The sequence below is a fragment of the Streptomyces sp. CNT372 genome, assembly GCF_000377145.1.
The window spans coordinates 585,993-611,392 of record NZ_KB897778.1; the positions used below are offsets into that span (position 1 = coordinate 585,993).

Annotated in this window: 15 protein-coding genes, 3 tRNA genes and 2 pseudogenes; 12 read left to right on the forward strand and 8 right to left on the reverse strand. The window is 69.5% G+C overall.

Features of this window, described 5'->3' with window-relative positions; translation table 11 throughout:
* Nucleotides 1-443 precede the first annotated feature (443 nt).
* From C593_RS0107855 to C593_RS0107875, 5 genes are all read left to right on the forward strand, one after another.
* Nucleotides 444-1,229 (forward strand): sirohydrochlorin chelatase, encoded by a 786-nt coding sequence (locus C593_RS0107855; protein WP_018846749.1) that lies wholly within the window; start codon nt 444-446, stop codon nt 1,227-1,229.
* Nucleotides 1,230-1,334: 105 nt separating this feature from the next.
* The gene (locus C593_RS0107860) at nt 1,335-2,831 is read left to right on the forward strand and encodes a deoxyguanosinetriphosphate triphosphohydrolase (protein ID WP_018846750.1); all 1,497 of its coding nucleotides are present in this window, start codon (nt 1,335-1,337) and stop codon (nt 2,829-2,831) included.
* A gap of 339 nt (nt 2,832-3,170) precedes the next feature.
* Nucleotides 3,171-4,448: an FAD-dependent oxidoreductase gene (locus C593_RS0107865; RefSeq protein WP_018846751.1), complete on the forward strand. Its 1,278-nt coding sequence runs from the start codon at nt 3,171-3,173 to the stop codon at nt 4,446-4,448.
* Nucleotides 4,449-4,575: 127 nt separating this feature from the next.
* Nucleotides 4,576-6,492: a DNA primase gene (dnaG, locus tag C593_RS0107870; RefSeq protein WP_018846752.1), complete on the forward strand. Its 1,917-nt coding sequence runs from the start codon at nt 4,576-4,578 to the stop codon at nt 6,490-6,492.
* A gap of 180 nt (nt 6,493-6,672) precedes the next feature.
* Entirely contained in the window at nt 6,673-7,875 is a 1,203-nt protein-coding gene (locus C593_RS0107875) for an RNA polymerase sigma factor (protein WP_018846753.1), read from the forward strand.
* Between the two features lie 145 nt (nt 7,876-8,020).
* Here the strand turns inward: C593_RS0107875 and C593_RS0107880 are convergent, their stop codons facing one another.
* The 4 genes from C593_RS0107880 to C593_RS0107895 all read right to left on the reverse strand — a co-directional run bounded on the left by C593_RS0107880 (nt 8,021) and on the right by C593_RS0107895 (nt 13,770).
* The gene (locus tag C593_RS0107880) at nt 8,021-9,979 is read right to left on the reverse strand and encodes an ABC transporter ATP-binding protein (RefSeq protein ID WP_026277468.1); all 1,959 of its coding nucleotides are present in this window, start codon (nt 9,977-9,979) and stop codon (nt 8,021-8,023) included.
* Nucleotides 9,976-11,709, reverse strand: coding sequence for an ABC transporter ATP-binding protein (locus tag C593_RS0107885; RefSeq protein ID WP_018846755.1), 1,734 nt, complete (start codon nt 11,707-11,709; stop codon nt 9,976-9,978). Before C593_RS0107885 ends, C593_RS0107880 begins: the two co-directional genes overlap by 4 nt.
* 192 nt (nt 11,710-11,901) lie before the next feature.
* The gene (locus C593_RS0107890; RefSeq protein ID WP_026277469.1) at nt 11,902-13,350 is read right to left on the reverse strand and encodes an FGGY family carbohydrate kinase; all 1,449 of its coding nucleotides are present in this window, start codon (nt 13,348-13,350) and stop codon (nt 11,902-11,904) included.
* A gap of 120 nt (nt 13,351-13,470) precedes the next feature.
* Nucleotides 13,471-13,770: a hypothetical protein gene (locus C593_RS0107895; protein ID WP_018846757.1), complete on the reverse strand. Its 300-nt coding sequence runs from the start codon at nt 13,768-13,770 to the stop codon at nt 13,471-13,473.
* 173 nt (nt 13,771-13,943) lie between these two features.
* Between C593_RS0107895 and C593_RS0107900 the strand changes: the two genes are divergently transcribed.
* From C593_RS0107900 to C593_RS29075, 5 genes are all read left to right on the forward strand, one after another.
* Nucleotides 13,944-14,016, forward strand: a tRNA-Asn gene (locus C593_RS0107900).
* 5 nt (nt 14,017-14,021) lie between these two features.
* Nucleotides 14,022-14,094 (forward strand) — tRNA-Asn (locus C593_RS0107905).
* A gap of 213 nt (nt 14,095-14,307) precedes the next feature.
* Nucleotides 14,308-14,384 (forward strand) — tRNA-Ile (locus C593_RS0107910).
* A gap of 691 nt (nt 14,385-15,075) precedes the next feature.
* Nucleotides 15,076-16,319 (forward strand): IS3 family transposase gene (locus tag C593_RS0107925; protein WP_486591087.1). Its coding sequence is split into 2 segments (ribosomal slippage): nt 15,076-15,358 and nt 15,358-16,319, totalling 1,245 coding nucleotides; the frame shifts between segments, so codons are not numbered across the junction.
* 48 nt (nt 16,320-16,367) lie between these two features.
* Nucleotides 16,368-16,961, forward strand: coding sequence for an SMI1/KNR4 family protein (locus C593_RS29075; protein WP_078521255.1), 594 nt, complete (start codon nt 16,368-16,370; stop codon nt 16,959-16,961).
* Between the two features lie 64 nt (nt 16,962-17,025).
* Here C593_RS29075 and C593_RS0107935 read toward each other — a convergent pair whose 3' ends face one another.
* From C593_RS0107935 to C593_RS32925, 4 genes and pseudogenes are all read right to left on the reverse strand, one after another.
* Nucleotides 17,026-21,396, reverse strand: coding sequence for a golvesin C-terminal-like domain-containing protein (locus C593_RS0107935; protein ID WP_051093647.1), 4,371 nt, complete (start codon nt 21,394-21,396; stop codon nt 17,026-17,028).
* A 417-nt stretch (nt 21,397-21,813) separates the two neighbouring features.
* Nucleotides 21,814-22,151: pseudogene (locus tag C593_RS33640) on the reverse strand (ABC transporter permease); the annotation flags it as partial.
* A 106-nt stretch (nt 22,152-22,257) separates the two neighbouring features.
* On the reverse strand, nt 22,258-22,992 hold the full coding sequence (locus tag C593_RS29080) for a hypothetical protein (protein ID WP_018846763.1): 735 nt from the start codon (nt 22,990-22,992) through the stop codon (nt 22,258-22,260).
* Between the two features lie 205 nt (nt 22,993-23,197).
* Nucleotides 23,198-23,470, reverse strand: coding sequence for a hypothetical protein (locus C593_RS32925; RefSeq protein ID WP_158686805.1), 273 nt, complete (start codon nt 23,468-23,470; stop codon nt 23,198-23,200).
* An 865-nt stretch (nt 23,471-24,335) separates the two neighbouring features.
* Here C593_RS32925 and C593_RS31400 point away from each other — a divergent pair.
* Nucleotides 24,336-25,145: pseudogene (locus C593_RS31400) on the forward strand (IS5 family transposase).
* A gap of 63 nt (nt 25,146-25,208) precedes the next feature.
* The coding region (locus tag C593_RS0107960; RefSeq protein ID WP_158686807.1) for a transposase at nt 25,209-25,400 on the forward strand (192 nt) is incomplete at its 3' end.

Below are 25,400 nucleotides of genomic sequence, written 5' to 3' on the forward strand. Positions count from 1 at the left end.
CCCGCTCCACTCCGGCCAGGGCGAGCCCGGCCCGCAAGGGCGCGCCCCCCTCGCGTCGGCCCTCGCACGCGAGGGCACGACCGCCCCGCGGGTCCACCCTCACGCGAACGGGTCGCGGCCCCCGGCCGCGACCCGTTCGCGCCGCCCGCATCCGTACACCGCTCAGCCGGCGAATTCCCCGTGTGAGTCAGGCGAAAAGGTCCGTCACCGTCGCGCAACAAGGAGGCAACCTGCGGCGGACACCATCGGTTTATGACGGAGCCGGAACACCTTCGCGAGTCCCTGCCCCTTCCCACCTCCGCCGCCGACCGGGAGAAGCCCGCCGCCAGCGTCGCGCCGTACGGCGTCGCCCAGTTCGACACCACCGCGCAGCTCCTCACCCGCATCACCGCTCAGCTCGGCACCCAGCTGAGTCACGTCCGACTGAACGGAACCCGCACCGCATGCACCGGACCAGCTTCCGGGCCGCCGACGCCCGGCCCGTCCTCGTCGCCGTCGCCCACGGCAGCCGCGACCCGCGCGCCGCGCGTACCGTGTCCGCGCTCCTCGACCGGGTCCGCGAGCTCCGCCCCGGTCTCGACGTCCGCCTGGGCCACATCGAGCTGAACGAGCCCCGGCTCGACGACACCCTCGCCGGGCTGCGCGGCGCGCCGGCGGTGCTGGTGCCGCTGCTCTTCGGCCGGGGCCACCACGTCACCCACGACCTGCCCCGCGCCGCGTCCGCCGCCGCCGGTCCGCGCATCGACGCGCCGCGCGTCGCCGCGCCGCTCGGCCCCCACCCGCTGCTGGTCGAGGCCCTGGCCGCCCGGCTCGCCGAGGCCGGCTGGTCGGACCGGGACAGCGGCAGCCGCAGCGCCGGTGTGGTCCTCGCGTCCGCCGGGTCCCGCGCCCCCGCGTCCGCCGAGGACACCCGCCGGATCGCCGCGCTGCTCGCCGAACGGCTCGGGGTGCCGGTCGTCGCCGCGTACGCCTCCGCCCTCGCGCCCGCCGTCCCCGCCGCCGTCCGCGCCCTCACCGCGCGCGGCCGGCACCGGATCGCGGTGGCCTCGTGCTTCACCGCACCCGGCCTGTTCGCCACGCGCTGCGCCGCCGCCTCGCCCTGGATCGCGGCCGAACCCCTCGGCGCGCACCCGGCCCTGGCCCGGCTGGTCCTGCACCGCTACGACGAGGCCCTGGCCCGCCCCGGCGTACCGGCGTCCACCCGAGCGCAGGGCCTCGTACCCGCCTGAGCCCCGCCGGGCCCGACTCGAACTCCGGTGGAGCCGCCCCCGGGACCGCGTCACATCAGCCACGTCCTGGTCCCGGCCGCCCGCGCCGCCGGTTACCTTCGGTGCATGGACGGCACTGGCACCACCGGCACCGACGGCATCACCTGGCCCCACGACCCCCAGGCGGCGGCCCCCCGCCCCCCGCACGGCGGGACCTGGCCGCACGACCCCGAGGCACCCGCCACCGCGCCCGGCGCGGCCGGCGGCGGTCACCGGGCGGGGGAGCGCCCACCCGCCCGCGCCCCCGAGTCGCGGGCCGTCGCCGGCCACACCCCCGACGCCTCCGGTGCCGACGGGTACGACGAACACGCCGTCGAGCGGTACGCCCCCGAGCCCGACAAGCGCCCCGGCCGGACCGCGTTCCAGCGCGACCGGGCCCGGGTCCTGCACTCCTCCGCACTGCGCCGTCTCGCCGGGAAGACCCAGGTCGTCACGCCCGGCAGCCGCGGCCACTCCTGGGACGCCAGCCCCCGCACCCGGCTGACCCACTCCCTGGAGTGCGCCCAGATCGGCCGGGAGCTGGGCGCGGCCCTCGGCTGCGACCCGGATCTCGTCGAGGCGGCCTGCCTCGCGCACGACATGGGCCACCCGCCCTTCGGCCACAACGGCGAGCAGGCCCTCAACGAGTTCGCCGCCGACTGCGGCGGCTTCGAGGGCAACGCCCAGTCCCTGCGCCTGCTCACCCGGATCGAGCCCAAGCGCTTCAGCCGGGACCCGGAGACCGGCGAGCACGTCAGCGTCGGACTCAACCTCACCCGCGCCGCTCTCGACGCGGCCACCAAGTACCCCTGGCCGCGCGGCGGTCATCCGGCCGGCCCCGACCACGTCAAGTTCGGGGTGTACGAGGACGACCTGCCGGTCTTCGCCTGGGCGCGCGAAGGCGCGCCCCAGCACCGCAAGTGCTTCGAGGCGCAGGTGATGGACTGGTCGGACGACGTGGCGTACTCGGTCCACGATTTCGAGGACGGCCTGCACGCCGGGCACATCGACCCCAACTGCCTCCTCTCCGCGACCGAACGGGAGGGCATCTGGGCGGTCGCCATCGGCCGCTACGTACCCGCCGACACCTCGCCCGACGAGCTGTCCGAGGCCTTGGACCGGCTGATCGACGCCCCCTGGTGGCCGCACCACTACGACGGTTCGGCGGTCGCCCAGGCCCGGTTGAAGGACGCGACCAGCCAGCTCATCGGCCGTTTCGCGCTCGCGGCCGAGGGAGCGACCCGGGAGGCGTTCGGCGGCGGCCGGCTCACCCGCTACGACGCGGAGCTGGTCGTTCCGCGCGCGACCCGCAACGAGTGCGCCGTCCTCAAGGCCGTCGCCGACCGCTATGTGATGCAGCGTGCCGAGCAGGAGGTGCTCCGGGCCGACCAGCGGGTGGTCCTCGCCGAACTGGCCGCCGCGCTCACCGCCCGCGCCCCGGAGGGCCTGGAGCCGCAGTTCCGGGCCCTTTTCGACGCGGCGCCGGACGACCGTGCGCGCAAGAGGGTGATCGTCGACCAGCTCGCCTCACTGACCGACGCCTCCGCCCGCACCCTGCACGAGCGCCTGCCGCAGCGCCGCTGACCCCGTCCGCGTCGTATCCCCGGAGGGCGCGCGCCCTGGAGTGCGCCCCAGCGTGCGCCGCCCCGCCCCTCGGCGCACGCCCCGTGATCCCGGCGCGCCCCGTGAACGCCCCCGGCGCGCGCTCCCGTCGGCGCGCGGCGCGCGCCCGTGCACGGCGCGCGCCGATGCCTTCGCGCCGTCCGGGAACGCGGCGGGGGCCGTGATCGTTTGCCGTTTCGTCCGGTACGACACTCCCGAGGGGCACTCCCCCTTCCGCCATCACGCTCAGTGCGGGACGCTCGCAGATGCCGAACGGCACCGGTACGTACGCGGCGCCGGGACATACGAGGAGGCAACACCGTGGTCGACGCAGATCGGACCTTCGTCATCGTCGGAGGCGGACTGGCCGGGGCCAAGGCCGCCGAGACGCTGCGCGCCGAGGGCTTCACCGGGCGGGTGATCCTCGTCGGAGACGAACGGGACCGCCCGTACGAGCGTCCACCGCTGTCCAAGGGCCTGCTCACCGGCAAGGAGGAGCGCGACGGCGTCTTCGTCCACGAGCCCGCCTGGTACGCGCGCTCCGAGGTCGAACTGCACCTGGGCCAGACCGCCGTGTCCATCGACCGGGCGGCCAAGTCGGTCCGCCTGGGGGACGGCGCCCTCCTCCACTACGACAAGCTGCTGATCGCCACCGGCGCCGAGCCCCGCCGCCTCGACGTCCCCGGCACCGACCTCGCCGGTGTGCACCATCTGCGCCGCCTCTCGCACGCCGACCGGCTCCGCCGCGTCCTCGCCACCCTCGGCCGGGACAACGGCCATCTGGTGATCGCCGGGGCCGGCTGGATCGGCCTGGAGGTCGCCGCGGCCGCCCGGGGATACGGCGCGGAGGTCACCGTCGTCGAGCCCGAGCCCACCCCGCTGCACGGCGTGATCGGCCCCGAGCTGGGCCAGGTCTTCGCCGATCTGCACCAGCGGCACGGCGTCCGCTTCCACTTCGGCGCCCGCCTCACCGAGATCACCGGCCAGGACGGCATGGTCCTCGCCGCCCGCACCGACGACGGCGAGGAGCACCCCGCCCACGAGGTCCTCGCCGCCATCGGCGCCGCCCCGCGCACCGCGCTCGCCGAGGGCGCCGGCCTGGAACTGGCCGACCGCGCCCACGGCGGCGGCATCGCGGTGGACGCCGCCCTGCGCACCTCCGACCCCGACATCTACGCGGCGGGAGACGTCGCCGCCCAGCAGCACCCCCTGTTCGGCACCCGGCTGCGCGTCGAGCACTGGGCGAACGCGCTGAACGGCGGCCCCGCCGCCGCCCGCGCCATGCTCGGCAAGGACGTGACGTACGACCGCGTCCCGTACTTCTTCTCCGACCAGTACGACCTGGGCATGGAGTACTCGGGCTGGGCCCCGCCCGGCTCCTACGACCAGGTCGTCCTCCGGGGCGATGTGGGCAAGCGCGAGTTCATCGCCTTCTGGCTCTCCGAGGGCCGGGTCCTCGCCGGGATGAACGTCAACGTGTGGGACGTCACCGAGCCGATCCAGCAGCTGATCCGCGACCGCACCCCGGTCGACGCCCAGGCCCTGGGCGACCCGGACGTGGCGATCACCGACCTGGCCGGCGGCCCCCGGGGAGACTGAGCGCGTCCCGGCGGTCCCCGGGGGAGGCTGAGCGCGTCCCGGCGGCCCCCGGGGAGACTGACGCGTCCCGGCGGCCGGTCCCGCCGGGCCGGGCAGGAGTGTCCCCGCACCCCCGTAGAATTCACGCGTGGCAGGCAGGATCAACGACGACGACGTGAAGGCGGTGCGGGACGCCGTCCCGATCGACGCCGTCGTGTCCGAGTACCTCCAGCTCCGCAACGCGGGCGGCGGCAATCTCAAGGGCCTCTGCCCCTTCCACGACGAGAAGTCCCCCTCCTTCCAGGTCAGCCCCAGCAAGGGGCTCTTCCACTGCTTCGGCTGCCAGGAGGGCGGCGACACGATCGCCTTCGTCATGAAGATCGACCACCTGTCGTTCTCCGAGACGGTGGAGCGCCTCGCCGCCCAGGCCGGCATCACCCTGCGCTACGAGGAGGGCGGGTACAACCCCACCCACCAGCGCGGGGAGCGCATCCGCCTGGTCGAGGCGCACAAGGTGGCCGCCCAGTTCTACGTGGAGCAGCTCGGCTCGCCCGAGGCCGAGATCGGCCGGAAGTTCCTCGCCGAGCGCGGCTTCGACCAGTCCGCGGCCGAGCACTTCGGCGTCGGCTACAGCCCGGCCGGCTGGGACCACCTCACCCGCTTTCTGCGGGGCAAGGGCTTCAGCGACAAGGAGCTGGTCCTCTCCGGCCTCTCCCAGGAGGGCCGCCGGGGCCCGATCGACCGCTTCCGGGGCCGGCTGATGTGGCCCATCCGGGACATCACCGGCGAGGTCGTCGGCTTCGGCGCGCGCAAGCTCCGCGAGGACGACAACGGCCCCAAGTACCTGAACACCCCCGAGACCGCGATCTACAAGAAGTCGCACGTCCTCTACGGCATCGACCTGGCCAAGAAGGAGATCGCCCGCACCAGCCGGGCGGTCGTGGTCGAGGGGTACACGGATGTGATGGCCTGTCACCTCGCGGGTGTCACCACCGCCATCGCGACCTGCGGCACGGCCTTCGGCGGCGACCACATCAAGATCCTTCGGCGGCTGCTGATGGACAACGCCACCGCCGAGGTGATCTTCACCTTCGACGGCGACGCGGCCGGCCAGAAGGCGGCCCTGCGCGCCTTCGAGGACGACCAGAAGTTCGCCGCCGAGACCTCCATCGCGATCACCCCCGGCGGGATGGACCCCTGCGAACTGCGGCTCGCCGAGGGGGACTCCTCGGTGCAGAAGCTCGTCGAGTCGCGCACCCCGCTCTTCGAGTTCGCCATCCGGCACACCGTCTCCCGCCACAACCTGGAGACCCCGGCGGGCCGTGCCGCGGCGCTGGACGAGGCGGCGCCCATCGTCGCCGGCATCAAGAACATCGCCATCCAGCACGAGTCGGCCGTCCAGCTCGCGGGCATCCTCGGCATCCTGGACACCCAGTTCGTGGTCAAACGGGTCGCCCAGCTCGCCCGCTGGGCCCGCGACCGCGGCGGCCGGGGCCCCGGCTCGGGCCCGCAGGACCGTCGCGCCCCCGCGCACCGCGCGGCGGAGACCCCCGCCACCCCCCAGGCGCCGTCCGGCCCGGCGCTCAACCTGCGCAGCCCCGCCCACCGCACCGAGCGGGAGCTGCTCAAGCTGGCCCTCCAGCACCCCGCCCTGGTCTCGCCCGCCTTCGACGCCTACGGCGCCGACGAGTTCACCGCCCCGCCGTACGCGGCCGTCCGCCGCACCATCGAGGAGGCCGGCGGCGCCGAGCAGGGCGCGGCCGACACCCCGGGCTACCTCGCCCGCGTCCGCGAGACCGCCCCCGACGACACCGTCCGCGCCCTCGTCACCGAACTGGCCGTGGAGGCCGTCCACGCCCGCACCGTCGACGAGGTCTACGCGGGCGTCCAGCTCGTCCAGGTCCGCCTGCGCGCCGTCGACCGCCGCATCAGCGAGATCCAGGGCGCCCTGGCCCGCCTCGGCCACAACGCCGACCCCCAGCAGTACGCGGCCGTGGCCAACGACCTCTGGGTCCTCCAGCAGTACGCCCAGGCCCTCCGCAACCAGGGCGCGGCAGCGCTCTAGCCCCCACCTCCCCGCCCCTCACCGCCCCCACCGCCCGCGCCGCGACCGCCGGCCGTCCCACCGCGGTCCGGGCTGGCCGCACCGGCCGATCGTGGCAGACCGCCACACAGGGGGCATCCGTGTAACCGTCCGGTCACGCCGGGTTCCAGAAAGTCGCCGCACGCCCCTCGTGGCGGAGATGTGCCGTACCCCACACTGGCGGTGCCTGAGCCCTCGGAGCTGTCGTACGCCCCCGATCCGGCAGCGATCACCCTGGAGGTCGCCCCCGTGCAGACCCGGACCCTGAGCGAGACCGAGACCCCGGCGGTGACGGCACCCGCCGGCCGCGCGGCCGACCAGGTGCCCGCGCAGGGCCTGCCCGCCGGGCACCCGGAGGCGCCCGAGCCCCCGCCCGCCGCACCGGCGGAGCTGGTGGAGGACCCCGAACTGCCCGAGCCGCCGCCGCGGCCCACCGGCCGGGCCGCCGACGCCTCGGGCCCCTCCTCGGACCTGTTCCGCCAGTACCTGCGCGAGATCGGGCGCATCCCGCTGCTGACCGCGGCGGAGGAGGTCGAACTCGCCCGCCGGGTCGAGGCCGGGCTCTTCGCCGAGGAACGCCTCGCGGTCACCGACCCGGACTCGCAGCTCGCGGTCGACCTGGACCGGCTCGTCGTGATGGGCCGGGTCGCCAAGCGCCGGCTGATCGAGGCGAACCTGCGGCTCGTGGTCTCGGTCGCCAAGCGGTACGTCGGACGCGGGCTGACCATGCTCGACCTGGTCCAGGAGGGCAACCTCGGCCTGATCCGGGCCGTCGAGAAGTTCGACTACGCCCGCGGCTACAAGTTCTCGACGTACGCGACCTGGTGGATCCGCCAGGCGATGTCCCGCGCCCTCGCCGACCAGGCCCGCACCATCCGGGTCCCGGTCCATGTGGTGGAGCTGATCAACCGGGTGGTCCGCGTCCAGCGCCGGCTGCTCCAGGAGCGCGGCTACGAGCCCACCCCCGAGGAGGTCGCCGCCCAGCTCGACCTGCCGCCCGAGCGCGTCGGCGAGGTGCTGCGCCTCGCCCAGGAGCCCGTCTCCCTGCACGCGCCCGTCGGCGAGGAGGACGACGTGGCGCTCGGCGACCTGATCGAGGACGGGGACGCGGCCTCGCCCGTCGAGTCCGCGGCCTTCCTGCTGCTGCGCGAGCACCTGGAGGCGGTCCTCTCCACCCTCGGGGAACGCGAGCGCAAGGTCGTCCAGCTGCGGTACGGGCTGGCCGACGGGCGGCCCCGCACCCTGGAGGAGATCGGGCGGCTGTTCGGCGTCACCCGGGAGCGCATCCGCCAGATCGAGTCCAAGACGCTGAGCCGGCTGCGCGACCACGCCTTCGCCGACCAGCTCCGCGGCTACCTCGACTGAACGACCGGAGCGACTGAACGACTGCGACCGAACGACCGAACGACCGAACGGCGCAACACCGGTCGGGCCCGGGCCGCAAGCGCCGCCCCGGCGCAGTCGGCCCCGGCCGGGCCGGGCCGGAAACGCCCGCCCCGGCCGGCCCCGCTCAGTCGACCTCCGCCACCGCCTGGGCGAACTGCGCCGCGTACAGCCGCGCGTACGCTCCCCGTGCCGCGAGCAGTTCACCGTGCGTGCCCTGCTCCACGATCGCGCCGTCCTCCATCACCAGGATCACGTCCGCGTCCCGGATCGTGGAGAGCCGGTGCGCGATCACGAAGCTGGTCCGGCCGTGGGACAGACGCGCCATCGCCCGCTGGATCAGCACCTCGGTGCGGGTGTCCACCGAACTGGTCGCCTCGTCGAGGACCAGGATCACCGGATCGGAGAGGAAGGCCCGCGCGATGGTGATGAGTTGCTTCTCACCGGCGCTCACCCCGGAGCCCTCGTCGTCGATCACCGTGTCGTAGCCGTCGGGCAGGGTGCGGACGAACCGGTCGGCGTGCGCGGCCCGGGCAGCCTCCTCGATCTCCTCACGGGTCACCTCACGGGAGGCCCCGTAGGCGATGTTCTCCGCGATGGTGCCGCCGAACAGCCAGGTGTCCTGGAGCACCATCCCGATCCCGGACCGCAGCTCCTCGCGCGGCATCGACGCGATGTCCCGGCCGTCCAGGGTGATCCGCCCGCCGGTCACCTCGTAGAACCGCATCAGCAGATTGACCAGGGTCGTCTTGCCCGCGCCGGTCGGGCCCACGATCGCGACCGTGTGGCCGGGCTCCACCGTGAGCGACAGGTCCTCGACGAGGGGCTTGTCGGGCTCGTAGCGGAAGGACACCTTCTCCATCGCCACCCGCCCCTCGGCCCGGGCCGGCGAGGTCCCCGCCCCGTCCTCGCCCACCGCCTTCACGGGCGCGTCCGGCTCCTGCTCCTCGGCGTCCAGCAGCTCGAAGACCCGCTCGGCGGAGGCGACGCCCGACTGGATCAGGTTCGCCATCGAGGCCACCTGGGTCAGCGGCATCGAGAACTGCCGCGAGTACTGCACGAACGCCTGCACATCGCCGATCGACAGTGTCCCCGAGGCCACCCGCAGCCCGCCGACCACCGCGACCAGCACATAGTTGAGGTTGGACACGAAGAACATCAGCGGCTGCATCATCCCGCTGTTGAACTGCGCCCGGAACCCGGCCTGGTACAGCGCCTCGTTCTGCTCGGCGAAGTCCCGCGCACACTCCTCCTGGCGGCCGAAGACCTTGACCAGGGAGTGCCCGGTGTACATCTCCTCGATATGCGCGTTGAGCGTGCCCGTCGACTTCCACTGCTGCACGAAGTGCGGCTGCGAGCGCTTGCCGACCCGGGTCGCCACGACCACCGACACCGGGACCGTCACCAGGGCCACCAGCGCCAGCAGCGGGGAGATCCAGAACATCATCGCCAGCACGCCGACGATGGTCAGCAGCGAGTTGATGAGCTGGCCCATCGACTGCTGGAGGGTCTGGGAGATGTTGTCGATGTCGTTGGTCGCCCGGCTCAGCACCTCACCACGCTGCGCCCGGTCGAAGTACGACAGCGGCAGCCGGGACAGCTTGTCCTGCACGTCCTCCCGCATCCGGTACACGGTCCGGTTGATGACCGTGATCGACAGCCGGGTCGCCACCAGCATCAGCAGCCCCGCCGCCACGTACACGGCCAGCGCGGCGAGGAGGACGTTGCCCACCGCCGCGAAGTCGATGCCCTCGCCCGGGGTGAAGTCCACGCCGGAGAGCATGTCGGCGAGACCGGCGTCGCCGTCCGCGCGGATGTTCCCGACCGCCTGCTCCTTGGTGGTCCCCTCGCGCAGCTCCCGGCCGACGACCCCCGCGAAGACCAGGTCGGTCGCCGTCCCGAGGATCTTCGGCCCCACCACCGACAGCGCGACGCTCAGCACACAGGCACCCAGCATCACCCACAGCGCGGCCCGTTCGGGCGCGAGCCGCCGCAGCAGCCGCTTGCCCGAGCCCGTGAAGTCCATCGAGCGGTCGCCAGGCGCCCCGCCCGCCATCATCCGTCCCGCCACACCCGGTGCGCTCATGCCGCCTCGGCCTCCGTCAGCTGCGAGAGCACGATCTCCCGGTACGTCTCGTTGGTCTCCATCAGCGCGTGATGGGTGCCCGTCCCCACGACCCGGCCCTCGTCCAGGACCACGATCCGGTCGGCGTCGCGGATGGTGGACACCCGCTGGGCCACGATCACCACGGTCGCGTCGGCGGTCCCGGCGGCGAGCGCGGCCCGCAGGGCGGCGTCCGTCGCGTAGTCGAGGGCGGAGAAGGAGTCGTCGAAGAGATAGATCTCCGGCCGCTGCACCAGCGTCCGCGCGATGGCCAGCCGCTGGCGCTGGCCGCCGGAGACATTGGTGCCGCCCTGCGCGATCGGCGCGTCCAGACCGGCTTCCAGCCCGCGCACGAACTCGGCGGCCTGCGCGGTCTCCAGGGCCGCCCACAGCTCCGCGTCACTCGCGTCCGGGTTCCCGTAGCGCAGATTGGTGGCGACGGTGCCGGAGAAGAGGTACGGCTTCTGCGGCACCAGCCCGACCGTGCGGGCGAGCAGCGCCGGGTCGATCTCCCGGACGTCCACGCCGTCCACGAACACCTCGCCGCCGGTCACGTCGAACAGCCGGGGCACCAGCCCCAGCAGGGTGGACTTGCCGCTGCCGGTGGAGCCGATGACGGCGGTGGTCTCCCCCGGCCGGGCCGTCAGGGAGACGGCGTGCAGCACCGGCTCCTCGGCCCCCGGGTAGCGGAAGTCGACGTCTCGCACCTCCAGCAGCCCCCGGGCGCGCAGCTCCCGCACCGGCGCGAGCGGCGGGACGACGCCGGAGGCGGTGTCCAGCACCTCCTGGATGCGCTCCGCGCACACCTCCGCCCGCGGCACCATCATGAACATGAAGGTGGCCATCATCACGGCCATCACGATCTGCATCAAGTACGCGAGGAACGCGGTGAGCGCGCCGATCTCCATGTCCCCGGCGTCGATGCGGTGGGCGCCGAACCAGACGACCGCGATCGAGGACACGTTCACCACGGTCATCACGGTCGGGAACATCAGGGCCATCAGCCGGCCGGTCGCCATGGAGACGTCCGTCAGCTCCTGGTTGGCCCCCGCGAACCGCCGCTTCTCGTAGCCGTCGCGGACGAAGGCGCGGATCACACGGTTGCCGGTGATCTGCTCGCGCAGCACCCGGTTCACGGTGTCCAGCCGGTCCTGCATCGTCCGGAACAGCGGCCGCATCCGCCGCACGATCAGGGAGACGGCGATGCCCAGCACCGGCACCACCGCCAGCAGCACCGCGGACAGCGGCACGTCCAGCCCGAGCGCGAGCACGATCCCGCCGACGCACATGATCGGCGCCGAGACCATCAGGGTGAACGCCATCAGCACCAGCATCTGGATCTGCTGGACGTCGTTGGTGGTCCGGGTGATCAGGGACGGCGCCCCGAAGTGCCCGACCTCCCGCGCGGAGAAGCTCTGCACCCGGTCGAAGACGGCGGCCCGTACGTCCCGTCCGAGCGCGGCGGCGGTACGCGCCCCGAGGAAGACGGCCCCGATGTTGCACAGCACCTGGACGACGCTGATACCGATCATCAGCGCGCCGAGGGACAGGATGTAGCCCGCGTCCCCCTTCACGACACCGTTGTCGATGATGTCCGCGTTGAGGGTCGGCAGATAGAGGGTGGCGCTGGTCTGCAGCAGTTGCAGCACCACCAGCAGGGCGAGGGGGCGTTTGTGCGGGCCCAGACGGGTCCGCAGCAGTCGTATCAGCACGGTGCTGTCTCTCGGTTCGGCAGGATCGGCACGTTCGGCAAGATCGGAGGAGATCCCATCTTCCGGCACCCGCCCGCCGGAACCCCAGGGGTTTCGGCCAAGCCGGGGTCAAGACTCCACCCGGCCCCGGGGCGGGGCCCCGCCCGGCCCCGCCCCGGCGGTCCGCGCAAGCAGCCCCGCCCGCCGCCGTGTTCAGGACAGCGGCTCGGTGAACGCCCCCGGGTGGATCTGGTCGCGGGTCGCCCCGTACTGCTGGCGCACCGCCTGCCCGACCGCGGCCTCCTCGCCCGGCTCGAAGACCTGCACGGACGCGGCCTGCCAGGCCGGCGGGGCGGCGGGGGAGTGGGTGCCCCGCGCGACGCCCAGGGCCCAGGCCGCCTGACGGGCCGCGCCGAGCGCCGCGTAGTCGGCGGGCTGCGGCACCACGACCGGGACGCCGAACACCGCGGGCGCCACCGCCTGCACGGCGGGCAGTTCTGCGGCCGCGCCCAGCAGGAACACCCGGCGCACCTCGACGCCCCGCCCGCGCAGCACGTCGAGGGCGTCGGCCAGCGAGCAGAGCATCCCCTCGAAGGAGGCCCGCGCCAGGTGCTCGGGCTTCATCGACTCGCGCCGCAGTCCGCTCAGCGTCCCCGCGGTGTGCGGGAGCTGCGGGGTCCGCTCGCCCTCCAGATAGGGGAGGAGCACCAGACCGGAGGAGCCCGGGGTCGACTTCAGGGCGAGCGCCGACAGCTCCGCGAGGTCCGCGAGACCGAGCAGCTCCGCCGTACCGCGCAGCGCCCGTACGGCGTTGAGGGTGTGCACCACGGGCAGGTGCATCCCGGTGGCGTCGGCGAACGAGGTGATCATCCCGGACGGGTCGGCCAGCGCCTCGTGGTGCACGGCCATCACCGAGCCGGACGCCCCCAGCGACACCACCGCGTCCCCGACACCGACGCCCAGCCCGAAGGCCGCGGCCATCGTCTCGCCGGTGCCGGCCGAGATGAGCAGCCCCTCGGGGGTGGTCCCGGCGGCCTCGGCCGGGCCGAGTACCTCCGGCAGGGCGCAGGGGTGCCCCAGCGCGATCTCCACCAGGTCGGGCCGCCACGCACCGGCGCCGGCGGACCAGAACCCGGTGCCGGACGCGGCCCCGCGGTCGGTGGTCCGGCGCGCGGGCCGGCCGAGGAGCTGCCACACCAGCCAGTCGTGCGGCTGGAGGACCGCGGCGATGCGCCGGGCGGCGTCGGGTTCGGTGCGGGCCAGCCAGCGCAGCTTGGCCACCGGCTGGGGAGCCTGCGGCACCGAGCCGACGGCCTCGGCCCAGGCCCGGCGCCCGCCGAGCGCGTCGACGAGGTCGGCGGCGGCGACCTGGGCGCGCTTGTCGTTGCCCACCAGGGCCGGGCGGACCGGCGCGCCCTGCGCGTCGAGCGGGATCAGCCCGTGCGGCTGCGCGGACACGCCGATCGCCTGGACGCCCTCCAGCAGGCCGGACCCGGCCGCCTCACCGAGCGAGAGCAGCCAGACCTGCGGGTCGACCTCGGTCGACTTCGGCTCGACGGGATGCGGCGCGTATCCCTGGCGCAGCACGGCGCCTGTGTCCGCGTCGCAGACGACGATGCGTGTGTACTCGGACGAACTGTCCAACCCGGCGACTATCCCCATGCAAAGAATTCTGCCGCACGCTCCCGGCGGACGCGGTGCCCGGGGAAGCGGCGGCAGAATCGTCGCTGCGCTGCGCTGTGCGGTACTGCGGTGCGGTGCTGCGCAGCGGTGAGGGGGGTGTCAGGTGTTGGTCGTCCCCCAGTCGTCCTCCGTGCCGGGGCCGCGGTCCTTCAGGGCGCGCACCCGCTCGGCCACCGAGTCCGGCACATGGTCGCCGACCTTGCCGCTCACGGCGTGGAACGCCTTGCCGGCCGCCTCGCGCCCGTTGTGCGCGGCGGACTCGGCCGCGTTGCGCACCGCCGGGTTCTGCGAGACCTGCCGCGCGGACTTCTTGAGCTGCTCGTACCGCTCGCGCCCGGCCCGTGCGCCGAGCACAAAGCCGAGGGCCAGTCCGGCGACGAACGTGAGCTTGTACCGCATGGGTGTCACCTTCCGTTGCGTCGGTGCTGCCCGCTTACCCGGCGTGGCCCGTGATCACCCGGTGCCGAACCGATTGGCGGAGCACCCCCCTGCTTGCGCTAATGTATGTGTCGCAGCGAGCGGACGCCCTCCGAGGACGACCCCGGTAGGTACGTTCGGTGCACACGCAGCAATCCCCTGTAGCTCAATTGGCAGAGCAGCCGGCTGTTAACCGGCAGGTTACTGGTTCGAGTCCAGTCGGGGGAGCGCGATCCCCTGTAGCTCAATTGGCAGAGCATTCGGCTGTTAACCGGAGGGTTGCTGGTTCGAGTCCAGCCGGGGGAGCACGGAGACGAAGAGGGCCCGCGAGGGCCCTCTTCGTCGTTTCCGGAACCTCCGGCCCGGGACCTTCCGGATGATCCCGAGCGGGAAGCGGAACCACGCGGCGACCAGCGGAGTCCTCATGGTCAGGCGTTGTCGACCATGCGAGGGCAGGAGATCGTATGACCGGCTATGCTGCGGCAGACGACGCGCACACATGTGCGCGCCGCGCCGTGAGGGGCGGTAGCTCAGCCGGTTAGAGCAGCGGACTCATAATCCGTCGGCCGTGGGTTCGAGTCCCACCCGCCCCACCACGCGGCTCTCCCAGAGAACCGTTTCTACCTGCGGAACGCGAAGACGGGGGTTGCCACTCCAGGGTGGCGACCCCCGTTCATCCGTTCAGGCCAAGATCCAGGGACCCGGAGCGCGCCACCTGGGTCCCCCAGGTGACTCTGCGGCTTCAGCAGACGGGATCTTGGCCCTGCTCCTCGGCTTCGAGCAGGTCGCGAGCCAGGCTTACGAGCCCCATCTCGGCCTTGCAGTCGATGACAGAGCGGGCCACGTGGGGACGCTTCCCGAGCTCTGGCGGATGTGCGGTGACCTTGTTCGCCGACAGGACCCTGATGCCGGCCAGGTCCGACTCGACCTAGGCTTCTGCTGCCGACCACTCTTCTCGCGCTGTTGGCGCCGGGTTCGTGCCTGCCCCAGGACCTCGGCTGTCCCCTCGCTCTGGTTCAGGGTGCGGATACTGTCGGCCTTCAGGGCTTCGCCGTACAGCCGGTAGTCCACCTCCACGATCTGAGCCGAGATGCGCAGCCAGCGATCGGCGAGGTCGACCTCGCCCAGCGGCTGGGCGGCCATCTCGATCCGGCGGGGCCCCAGAAGGATGAAGGAGTGCCACAGGTTGTACAGCCAGTCGTCTCGGACGAAGTCCAGGAAGGCACCGGTCTGGTTGTGAACCGCTCCGGGTCTGATGGAGGCTCGATTCCCTGAGAGGATCGAGTCATGGCACGTCCGTCCCCTTGCCCTCCCGAGCTTCGCGAGCGCGCGGTGCGCATGGTTGCGGAGATCCGCCCGAACTACCCCACCGAGTGGGCCGCGATGAAGGCGGTCGCGGCCAAGCTGGGGATCGGTGCCGCCGAGACGGTGAGGACCTGGGTCCGCAAGACCGAGGTCGACGCAGGCCAGCGGCCCGGAGTCACGTCGGAAGAGGCCGCGGAGATCAAGCGGCTGCGGGCCGAGAACGCCGAACTGCGACGGGCGAACGAGATCCTCAAGGCGGCCTCGGCTTTCTTCGCGGCCGAGCTCGACCGGCCGTCGAAGCGCTCGTAGCGTTCATCGACGCACACCGCCAGGTGTTCGGGGTCGAGCCGATCTGCCGAGTCCTGACCAACCACGGACTGAAGATCGCGACGAGCACCTACTACGCCGCCAGGAACCGCACCCCCAGCGACCGGTCGGTCCGCGACCGGGAGCTGAAGACGCAGATCAGCCGCGTCCACGCCGACAATTTCGGCGTCTACGGGGTCCGGAAGCTCTGGCGTCAGCTGCACCGCGAGGGCATACCGGTGGCCCGCTGCACCGTCGCCCGGCTGATGCGCGACCTCGGCCTCGAAGGCGCCCGGCGCGGGAAGGAGATCCGCACCACCGTCCGGGACGATGGCCATGAGCGGTCCGCTGACCTGCTGCAACGCGACTTTACCGCGTCCAGGCCGAACGAGCGGTGGGTGGCTGACTTCACCTATGCCGCCACCTGGTCGGGGATCGTCTACGTCGCGTTCGTCGTGGACGTGTTCTCCCGGGCGATCGTGGGCTGGTCCGCCGCCACCAGCAAGCGGGCCAAGCTCGTCCTCGACGCGCTCGACATGGCCTTGTGGCGTCGCGACCGCGCCGGAACTCCCGCTGGCCCGGGGCTGGTTCATCATTCGGACGCGGGTAGTCAGTACACGTCTTTCGCGTTCACCGCGCACCTGATCGAGGCCGGCACCGACGCCTCGATCGGCACCGTCGGCGACGCCTTGGACAACGCGCTCATGGAATCCCAGATCGGCCTCTACAAGACGGAGTTGATCAAGCCGCGCAGGCCCTGGCACGGCCTGGCCGACGTTGAACTCGCCACCGCGGAATGGGTCCACTGGTTCAACAACCAGCGCCTCCACACAGCGATCGGCGACATCCCGCCCCACGAGCACGAGACCAACCACTACGCTCAACACCAGCCCCAACCGGCGGCTGGAGTCAACGCATAGAGCCTCCACCGATCCCGGAGCGGTTCATCCAGTCAAGAAGGAGTGCAGATGAGTGACAACGTGTCACGTACGGATGACGTCCGGCGCGCTTGGGGGCGAGTGACCAGCTGGCTGGAGCAAAACGCTCCGGTGACGTATGAGGCTATCAGTGGACCTGCGAGTGAGAAGGGCATCACTGACGCTGAGGAGCGTATAGGGGTGTCGTTGCCGCAGGACTTGCGGGAATGGCTACTGATGAACAGCATGGGCCAGGGAAGCCCCGATCCTGTGGGGTGTCTGGTTTCCTGGGGGTGCGGCGGGATTGTTTCTCAGGATGCCTTTCTGCTGGGCATCCGGGATATCGAAAGGGTCTACCTTCACCAAATGGGGACCGAGGTGATGGAGCCGTCTGACGATCCGGATTACCCGAACTGGCGTCAAGAGTGGATTCCATTCATGTCTGAAGGCGACGGATTCTACGGGCAGTTCGTGGACGCGCGTGACGGTCGCGTGGGGCGCTGGAGCGAGGGCTCGCTGCCTGAGGTTGGTCAGTATCCGTCGCTGGCCGCATACTTCGATCGAGTCGCTGAAGGCTTGGAGCGCATTGCGGCAGAGGGGATTGCGGCGTGTCGGATCGTTGATGGGAGACTTGTCTGGAGCTGACGCTGCAAGAGTGTGTGGGGCGTCGAGAAGACGCCCGACGCCCCACACATGCCTAGTCAGCCAGCTAGACTGGCTTCTGCACGTTCAGCCAGTAGTTGTCTCCGTCGATGAGGCGTTGTTCCTTGATGAATGCTCCGAATGGCCGCATCGAGCCAGTGTTCTGGTTGTTAGACATGGCTGACCGGCCACACGGTTCCGTCCAAGTGGGAACGTGGTAGTCCGGATTGGGAATGAGTCTCCATTTACCCTGGGCGTTCTTTATGGCGATGGTGTTGACGCAAGCGTTGCCAGACTTGACGGGGTTTGGGTTCTTCCCTCCCCAATTGGTCTGCATGCCTGCGCTCTGGTAAGTGGACGCGAAAGCGAACTCATCACAGCTCTCTGTGTCGGTGCCTGAGGAGGCATTCAGTTCTGGCGAGAGCCCCACAGTGCCTTTGTACTTCTTCGCCCAGGTGGACGGGCAAATGCTTTCCCGGTTTGCGTCACTCATTTTCTTGTCCCCGCCTGTGTTCTGCACCTCCGGGGGAGCGAGAACGTCAGAACCGACGTAGGTCAGCGGCTTGTTCGCGATTTTGAGTCCGAAGTGCCCGGGGAGCTTCTGCTGCATGAGCCAGGCGTGTGCCGCCGCCGCGGGGTATTTCTGGTGGTCCATTGTGTAGGTCGGCTTGTATCCCGGAAAAACGCAACCTGGTGTTGCCAGCACACTCTTATCGCAGCGGATATCGAGCTCGCTTTTCTCTGCTGTGGGTGTCAGATCGATGGATGAACCGTTGACCTTCCCACTGTAGGACCAGTGAGGGCTTATGACGGACTCGCCACTGCCCTTATTCCACTTCACCTTCTGCGTGATCTTGTACAAGTGGGTGTCGGCCAGTCCGACGAACGTGTTGGATCCACTCTCGACTCGGGATACCTCTTGGCAGTAGCCGCGGCACTTGAAGTCGACCTCGAAGGTGGCACTGGTTGCGTTGGACAGGCTCTTCAATCCGACGGTCACTGTCTGCGTGAACGTGTCACTCCGTGTGTCCAGGTCGATCTCGTGCCGGTAGTCAAACCCTGCGCTTCTTCCGGGTTGCCCGTTAGCCGGCAGAAGGTTGAGGTAGATCTCTTCCACGACACACGCGTCGGTTCGCGTGTATGTCATGGAGATCTGGTTGACGGTACAGCTGGAAGTTGAAGCGGACGCCGAGGCCGCCAACACCGCTGGGGGCGCTGGACCGTCTGCCCGGGCGAGCTTATGTGCGCTGGAACTAGCGGCGCCGACAAGGTCGAAGAAGCGACCCGGGATGGTATTGGGAGGTTCGACTAAATCTGGGTCGGGCGCGTTTACGTCCGGATCACCGAAGGTGAGGTCGGCGGGGATGCCGGAGTAGTCGCCAGGCACGAACGCGATTGCGTCCCAAGCAACATCCTTGTCCCCGGTACCGCCGCTGTTGAAGTTCGACAGCGAGACCTCCGGCACCATTCCAGCGAAGAAGTATGCCCCGAGGTCAACCCACTTGTTGTCTTCATTGGCAGTCTGCGAAATCGTCTTCGTCGTCGTGCCGTTGGCATGCTTGATCTCGTATTTCGCTTCCGCGGTCTGCGCGCCATGGTCCGGGATATGCGCGAACACCTTCGCCTGACCACCGTGCTCGGTGATCTGCCGGCCGAGCTTCCAGGTGCCGGTGACCTTCATCCGGTTGGCGTTGCCCGGGTAGGACTCGGGCTGGCGGGTGTGGGTGAACCAGAAGTGGTTCTGGTAGGCGGCACCGATCTGGTGGGTGTCCATTTTGCCGGGGTAGGTGCCGTTCCACTCGACGAAGTGGAACTTGAACGTGCCGTCCGACTTCACCGGGCCGCAGCTCCGTGACGCTGATCCGGCCGGGACTACCCCGTTGGAGACGTCATCGACGATCAGAGCGTTGGCGGGGAGGCCGCTGGAGCAGCGGGGCGGGTAGGAGTTGGCGTCCGGTTGCTCCGGGTAGGAGGTGTTGAAGCGGTGGACCTGGTAGCCGCACTGGGCCCCTTGGTCGCAGCTCTTCCACTCCACCGATTTGTTCCACCAGCAGTGCAGCCAGTGCGGGTTGGTGTCCTTGTTGCCGGAATCCAGCGTGCAGGCGCCTTTCCCGGGGTCGTTGGAGTCATTGTCGGCGATCTTGCCCGGGTCGCAGGAGTTGGAAGAGTTGCAGAACAGGTCGATGGGCGGCTTCGCGGTAGCCCGGTCGGTGACGCTGTTCCACCATGCCGCGCGGTACCCGGCCTGCATGTCGCCGGGGGCGAACATCGCCGAGATCGGTCGTGCGGCCCAGCCGATCACCTTCTCCTGATACGGCCAATGCTGTGGCTGCGCTGCGTGGGAGTAGTCGTCCCTCGAGGCATCCAGTGCGTGCTGCAGGAACGGGACCCGGTTCGCCTTCCACAGCGGGTTGGCGGGGTTGTTGGTCCAGCCGACTCCCCAGTGGCCGGCGGAGTCGGCGGTTGGGTAGAAGCCCGAGTTGTACGCCCACAGGGCGAAGAACCAGTTCTCGATCCACTTCGGATGACCGTTGTTCACGGTCATCCCTGCCTGGTAGGTCTCGTTCCACTTCTTCGACAGGATCTGCGCGCCGGACGCGATGTTCGCGGTGTAGTCCAACGCCACGGCCTCCTGGGCCAGCGGACTCAGCGTGGCCTGGTTGTGGCCCGGCAGGCGCATTCCGTCTGTGACCTGGGTGATGCCGTATCCACAGTCGGAATCTTCCCAGTTGATGCGCCAGGGGTCGAGCTGTTCCCCGTCGGGGGCGTAGTCGACGCCATAGTAGTTGCCGATCAGGCTGTTTGACGTCACTCCCGGGACGGCGAAGCGTGTGGCCTGCCACATGTTTGACTCCTGGGCGGTGACGCCGAGGAGGACCTGGGAGGGAATGTGCCAGCGGTCGTTTGTGCCGTCTTCGGTGTCGAGCTTGCCGTTCGGGTCACCGGCCAGCACGATCGGCGGGAACAGCTTCTGCGGGGTGTAGCCGCCGGTCCCCGTGTTCTTCCAGTTCGGCTCGCGGTAGAAGTCGAGCTTGCCGACGACGGCCTGATTCACTGCCCACTCGACCTGACGCGGCGTGGGCTGGAAGGCCTGCTTCTTCACGTCATTTCGGGGGACGGAACAGGTCCGCTCCGACCCGTCCTCGGTCGGGACGTCGGGGGAACCGGCGATGAGCCGGGTCTGTATCGTCTGTGCCGACATACCGCCGCCGCTGTCAATTACAGCAGGCTTAGCCTTCCTCAGTTCTGGCAGTGCTGGCGAGACCGCCTTGCCCTGGGCCTCTGCCCTTTTTCCGCCGATGCGCATCTTCCCCGGGTGGGCGTCGAGCATGACCGTCTTTTTGACGTCGAGGAGTTTGACCGTGGTGCGCACGGTCCGCTCGGTCAGCGCCTCCTCAGGGCGGATGCGAGTGTCCTTGCCATCCGCCCAGGCGGTCGTGACTGCCGCGCGCCCGTGGCTGGAGACCAGTGCGCCCTTGGCGACACCGCCGGGGTTTCTCACCGTCCTGGGCAGTTTGCCCTTGCTGGCCGCCTTGCCGGTGACGAACACCGTTCCCTGGCTGGTAGAGGTCAGATCCCAGTCCGTCAGCGATCCGGATGCGACCGTGGCGGGCTTCGCGCCCTTGGCGTGGAGCTGATGCGCCGCTAGGTACTGCGCGTAGCTGTTGGACGTCCTCTTGCTGTTCTTCGACTGGGTGCGGTCGATGTAGGTCAGACCGCCGTCCTTGTCGATGGTGAACTGGAAGGGAATCTGCCGTGTGCGGGTGATCTCCGTCAGCTTGCCCTTGGCGCCGGCCTTGACGATCCGATTGCCGTGAGCGGCAACAATGCCCTCCTTCACCGGAACTGCGGAGGTGACCTGCCCGGTGTAAGCGACTGGTGAACTGGCCTTGCCGGTGGTGGTGTCGACGGTGACCAGGCGGGTCTGCTGCTTGGTGTCGCCTTCGTAGGAGAGCTGGGTGAACACGGCCTGCTCGCCCGCGCCGCACCCGGGATTGAAGTAGGCCAAGGAAACCTGGAAAGGCAGCTTGGTGACCTGGCCGTTGGTCAGGTCCACCATCGCGGCGAACGCGCCTCGGGCCATCAACTCAGGCTTGTTGGTGAATGTCCGCGGTGCATAGGCAACGGCTGCCCGGTTCCCTGAGGCGGTCAGACAGGCATTACCGATCCAGGTGTCGGTGTCGAAACCGGGCTCGGACAGGGACGCAGCGGTCTTCCACGCGTACCCGCCTGCCTCGTCGGCGACGAGGAGGTGGAAGCCCGTCCCGTCGCCAGATGTGATGAACGCCCTGTCAGTAGACTGACGGTAGTTGGAGCCCAGCAGCGCGGGCCGGTCCTTGGCGGCGACAGCTTCCGGCTCGTCGATGTCCACGGTCTTCGGGGCCTGGTGCTGGGCAGCGTCCTTCGGCGGCTTCGGTTCGGCCGCCTGTGTGGGCATGGTCAGCGGAATCGCCAGAGCTGTCGCCACAGCGACAACCACCGGCACCCGCCGCCGTCTTATGGGTATCTTCACACTCTTCCTTAGATTGAAACGGACGGTCCGCCCAGGTCCGGCTGACAACCGGACGGATCTCTACCGCAGACACTCCTGGCGGCTGCGCGCGCCCAGGCAGCCGGTCTCGCTAGGCAGGGTCACGCTGATTCCGGGGGGGCTGCCTGGGACGTCCCTCGCGATGCGCGGGCTGTCGCGGATATCGTGCTGGCGCTTACGGAGCGAGGGCTTACTGTTCCTCCGGCTGCAGCCCGCGGCGCCCGTGGTCTGGCTACGTCAGCGACGGGCTGTTCAGGACGACTCGGCTGATGTCGCCGACGGGCACAACTTCTCGGTCGCTATCCCTAGTCACGGCAGTGACTGCCAGGTCACCGGTGCATGCGGCAACAAGACGGTCAGAGTGCGGCGAGATGGCCCCACGAGCCCGCCCAAGGCACCGGCGCCGGACTCGTCCAGGAACTGTCGTGTGATGTGGCGGCCCCGTGCTCCCAGGGCACGTCTTAGGTCGATCTCGCCCGTGCATTTCAGGACCGCGACCAGGGAAGTGTTGGCGATGCCGATCGAGCCGATGAACAGGCAGATGGCCGCCAACAACAGGAACAGTTCGTCGCGGTCACCGCTGACTTCTCTACGCAGGACTGATCGGGAGTCGGAACGGCCTCGAAGTACTCGGGATGCGCGGGGTCAAGAGCGACAGAAGCTTAGGCGGCGACTTGCGGCGCAGCGCATGCCGGACTCAGGAATGTGCCAGAACAGGAGAGGAGGGGCGGCGGCACTGCCGACCGCCGCCCGCACCCGGCCGAGATGTCAGTCGGCTTCGACAGCTGCGGCCTTGTCGACGGCCGACTTGCTGTCGGCCTTCAGGCCGTTCAGAGCCACCTGGTTCTGGGAAATGGCCTTTTTCTGCAATGCCACTTCGGACTTGAACCAGATCTGGGCCACGTCGTGCTGCTCGCGGCAGGCAATGTCAGCGGTCGCGGTGGCGATCTCAAGCTTGGTCACAGAGGCAGGGTCGGAGAAGCGCGTGTCGTCAGAGGCGTCCAGGGGCTCGTCGTAGGAGAACCCCTTTTCCTTCATGCAGGACGACCACTTCGCGAACGCCGCCACGACCCGCGGGTCCTTCATCGATTGCTCATACGAGCCGCTACGGACCTCCTGTGCGACGCTGTCCTCTGCCACCAGAGGGACTTGGCCGTCCGCCTCCGAAACACATGCCCGCAGTACTGTCTCGTCGGCACCGGACTCATCGACAGCTCCCTCGCTCATGGCCCTGTCGTAGGCGGCTTGCTCCTCTGCGGCCGGCTTGTAGCCCCGCTTCGACGCCAGCTCCGTGTCGTGGATCCCGTAGCGCCAGTCAGTCAGCGTCTCGCCACCGAGCGGGGGAAGATCTGGTGCAGGCTTCCATTCCTCGAATCCGGATTGCTTCATGCACTCGTCGATCAGACGGTCTCTCGCACCGCTGATCTGCCGGGTCTGCGCTGCCGTCGGAAGATACGCCTCAATCGGCAGCCTCCACGTCGCCGGATCCTCCTGGTCCGGCATCAGTGCAGCCGCGGCTTCAACCGCAGTCGGCGTCTGAGCACGTTGCTGTGCTGAAGGCGTTTCTCCGCCCTCTGCGCGTCCCAGGCGACTCCGGCGACTGCGACGGCACCCACCGCCGTTGCCGCCAGGGCCGGGATAGCCACCCTGAAAATCAACCCCCGCGAATTCACTGCTTTCTCCTCTCCGATACAACTATCCCTGTCGCTCAGGTCCATCTGAAAGAGGCATTTTCGTTGTACACGTACCGGAACTGACCGATGTGCTGGTATGGTGCCATCACGTCTTGATTGCCTTTGTAGCCACTGCTGAAGTACACGCGTGCCGTGTACTTGTAGTGGAAGTTCTCGCCTGAAGCAGCATTGTTCTTGACCCGCTGCCACGATCCCGGCAGCGGAGAACTTCCGCCGCCGCCGCAGTACTTGATCGGGTACGCGCCCGGGTCGGTGCCGCCAGGCTTGACCGCGTTGAAGTCGTACACGGCGTACCCAATATTTCGATGAGCACCGTTCTGCCCCGAATTTTACCACAGGGTGAGCTTGAACTGGGACGCTCCCGGCTCTTTACAGCCTTCAGGGCTGTACAAGTTCTCGTCATTTGGGTTTGCGTGCGCCGTCGACGTCAAAGTCAGGGACATGGCGCAAGCCAGGCCCACGGCGGCAGTCATCATCCTTACTCTCTTCATTTACCCCCACATTCACACTCGAGATCCCGCCTGCTACCGCTCGTTTCAGGGCAAGCGGGCCGGGGCGCCGCCGTTCAAGTGCTCCGGCAACACCTGCTGGCAACGCGACCCTAAACCGAATCGCCCTAGATGATCGAGTATTTTATCTTCGTGGCCGATTCGCCCGGAAATCGGAGAGATAGATTCCGCCCTATTGATTGCAGTTTGGACGTTGGAAGGGTGTATTTTGTTGCCATTTGGAGTCTCGTGCAGGCGGGGCGGCGATTGGCTAATAACGCACGCTGAGAGCTCGTAACGCGATCTTGTCGAGCGTTCCTGCTCGTCCGGACCGATAGGACGATTCGGCCGTTCGGGATGGTGTGAGTACCCGGCATTGGCTCGTGGATGATGGCCTGTGGGCGCTGATGAAGCGATGCTGCCGCCCTGGCCCGGGAAGGCTCTTTGCCCTGCTCCACCAGGTCGAACGCGTCGCCATCCGCCGGGAACGCCGCACCGAACTCCACGACACCTTCGTCCCCCTCGCCTGCAGCCTCATCGGCCGGGACAACTCACGAAGGCCCGCACATGATTGGGATACGAGCTCTCAGAGCTCGTAACACGATCTTGTTGAACGCCCCTGGTCGGTCGTGACCGGTGTGACGATTCGGCCGTTCGGGATGGTGTGAGTACCAGGCCGTGGATCGTGGACGATGACCTGTGGGCGCTGATCGAGCCGCTGCTGCCGCCCTGGCCCGAGAAGGCTCCCGGCCCGCAGCCGGTGCCGGACCGGCAGTGCCTGCAAGGCATCCTGTACGCGCTGCACAACGACATCGCCTGGCAACTGCTGCCACTGGAGCTGGGGTTCGGCTCCGGGCAGACCTGCTGGCGGCGCCTTGAGCGGCGGCAGAAGGCCGGGGTCTTCGACCGGCTGCATCGAATCCTGCTCGCCGAGCTGAACGCGGCCGGCGCGCTGGACTGGTCGCGTGCGTGCGCGGATGGCTCTCACGTCCGTGCGAAAAAGGGGGAGCCGACACCGGTCCGTCGCCGGTCGACCGGCGGAAGACGTGCAGCAAGCACCACCTGATCTGCGACGGACGCGGCACCCCGCTGAAAGTCATCACTACGGCGGCCAACGTCAACGACGTGACCCAGACCCTCGCTCCGGTCGACGGCATCCCGCCCGTCGCGGGTCGTCCCGGCCGCCCCCGACGACGTCCCGAGGCCCTGCTCGGCGACAAGGGCTACGACTCCGATCCCAACCGCCGTGTACTGCGTAAGCGCCGGAATCCTGCCGGTGATCTCCCGCCGGGGTGCCCCGAACATCGAAGGCATGGGCAAGCTCCGCTACGTCGTGGAGCAGACCTTCGCCCTCCTCCACCAATTCAAACGCCTCGCCGTCCGCTGGGAACGACGCACCGAACTCCACGACGCCTTCGTCTCCCTCGCCTGCAGCCTCATCTGCTGGAGACGCCTCAAGAAGGCCCGAACATGATCGTGTTACGAGCTCTTAGACGTCGTCTCATTTGGAATGCTGGGTAGTCTGCACTGTGTGGTGATGGTCGAGCGCATGGTGCCGGACGAGTTGTGGGAGCTGTTCCAGCGGGTGGTTCCGCCTGCTCCAGCGCGGCCGCAGGGCGGCGGCCGGCGCCGGTACGGGGATCGCGAGGTGCTGGCCGCGATCATCTTCGTTGCCACGACGGGCTGTACTTGGCGGCAGTTGCCGCCGGTCTTCGGCCCCTCGGGGCCG